Source organism: Pseudanabaena sp. 'Roaring Creek', from assembly GCF_001402795.1.
In the GTDB taxonomy this organism is placed as follows: Bacteria; Cyanobacteriota; Cyanobacteriia; order Pseudanabaenales; family Pseudanabaenaceae; genus Pseudanabaena.
On sequence record NZ_LIRE01000532.1, the window covers coordinates 1 to 2104 of the forward strand.

Below are 2104 nucleotides of genomic sequence, written 5' to 3' on the forward strand. Positions count from 1 at the left end.
TATAGATAATTCAAATAAAAACTACAGCTTCGACTTCGCTCAGCTAGCTTACACCGAGGGCTGAGCGAAGTCGAAGCCCGTCTACAAGTTATTTAAAACAACTATACATTTGGCGATAGCTATACTTTTGTTTTTTAATAAAGGGTTTGCTACGCAAACCCTTTATCAAAAAACGTTTCAAATTATCCCGAACTCACAAAAAAACGCTAGGAAAAGCTTTGCTTTTCCTAGCGTTTTTTTGTGGGGTTATCGCGAAATAACTATCGACAATGGCTAATTTCAGACTATTTTAGTTTTTTCTTGATAAAATCAACTAACTGTTGGAATTGCTTCTGTTGGGAAGCCACTTGCTGTTCTAAAAGCTTATGCTTAGCTTCTAGCTCTTCAATACGTTGCAGTAAACCATCATCTGCTCTTTCTTGAGGCACAGCATCGGCAACGGGAGTACTTGGAGTAACGACAGAGATGGGGGGCATCTTCTGTACCAAAACCATTGCCTTTTTGATTGCTGTGATTAGTTCTTTTTGTTCAAAAGGCTTTTCGATAAATACGAGGTATTTGTCTTCAAACGGCTCAGCAATTTTGCTAGTTACTTCCTCCTTGCGACCAGACATCAAAACTAGCGGAATCCGTCTCAATTCTGGGCTCTGTTGCAAAGTCTCGTAAACCTCAAAGCCGCTCATCCGAGGCAATAGAAAATCTAGCATGATCATCCAAGGCTTTTGCTGTTGGATCATTTCTAGTCCCTTAATACCATCAGCTGCCTCTAGCACCTCAAAGTTTGCGGGCGGGAGCATATCACGAACCATATTACGGATTACGCGACTATCATCAATTACTAATATTTTGTGAGCTGCCACTGCTGATAACCCCTCAGTTATTTTGGTGAATAGAGATTTAGCTTGATTAGCCAATTTTCTGGGCGATTAGATTACTGTCACTGACAGGATAGTAAAAATTCTAAACGACAATGATAGCAAGCATATTTCGATTTAATTAGGGATTGATTAGAGCTTACGTCAATTAGAAGCCTAACAAGTAAATAAAAGCTTACTAGCTTTTGTCAGTTTTAGCTCTTAAACCCGCAATAATTTAGCATATCGCTACCCAAAAATTAGAAGCGATCGCGTTTAATTTGCAGATGGCAACAATAGCCGATGTCGATCCCTTGACTGGGTCTGTATAATCTCAAGTACAAAGATCGGGCATGGTGCAACTATGCTCTGGTTTTTCAGAATATTTAAGCGATCGCCCATGCTAAAACTGCCAACCAAACCCAACCCCACTTCAACTAACGCCAACAAGAATAAGACTGACGACAATGCTAGTCATGGTCAAAATAACCAAAGTCAAAATAACCAAAGTCAAAATAACCAAAGCCAAAAGGCAACAATCGTCAAATTAGAAAATGTTCGTAAGACCTATGCCAATGGCGCAATTGGATTACGCGATGTCAATATTGAGCTTTATAAAGGGGATTTTAAATTTATTACGGGGCATTCAGGATCGGGGAAATCGACCCTATTAAAGTTACTCTATGGAGCCGAACAAGCAACCGATGGCGAAGTAATTGTGAATGGATTTAACCTTAAGGGTTTAAAAGGCAATAATTTGGCGATGCTGCGTCGCAAGATCGGTATTGTCTTTCAAGACTACAAACTCGTACCTAAACGTACGGTCTCCGAAAATGTTGCCTTTGTCTTAATGGCTCAGGGCTATACCTACAAGGAAATTCAGCGACGGGTTCAGCCAGCCCTCAAAATGGTGGGGCTAATGCATAAGGCGGACTGTTTTCCCGAAGAGCTTTCGGGAGGGGAGCAGCAGCGGACGAGCATCGCCCGCGCGATCGTCAATACGCCGCCTCTCGTACTAGCCGATGAGCCGACAGGAAATCTCGATCCTGATAATGCTTGGCAAGTCATTAAGATCTTGAAAAAATTAAATTCTTTTGGGGTAACAGTGCTATTGACAACCCATGATGAACAGCTAGTTCGAGCCGCCAATCATCCCGTATTACATTTACAGAACGGATATATTGTTTAAGTATTGTTTAAGTAAGTGAGCTTAGGGACTTGCTATTAGCTTGCTATTAATTAAAGTACCT

General features: G+C 41.1%; 2 protein-coding genes. One reads left to right on the forward strand and one right to left on the reverse strand.

The window, feature by feature from the left end; all coding sequences use genetic code 11:
• Positions 1–284: 284 nt before the first annotated feature.
• Positions 285–860, reverse strand: a complete 576-nt coding sequence (locus tag AC805_RS16025; RefSeq protein ID WP_009625320.1) for a PleD family two-component system response regulator — start codon at positions 858–860, stop codon at positions 285–287.
• Between the two features lie 394 nt (positions 861–1254).
• Here AC805_RS16025 and ftsE point away from each other — a divergent pair, with 394 nt between their 5' ends.
• Positions 1255–2043: a cell division ATP-binding protein FtsE gene (gene ftsE / locus AC805_RS16030; protein ID WP_055076350.1), complete on the forward strand. Its 789-nt coding sequence runs from the start codon at positions 1255–1257 to the stop codon at positions 2041–2043.
• The last annotated feature ends 61 nt before the right edge of the window (positions 2044–2104 follow it).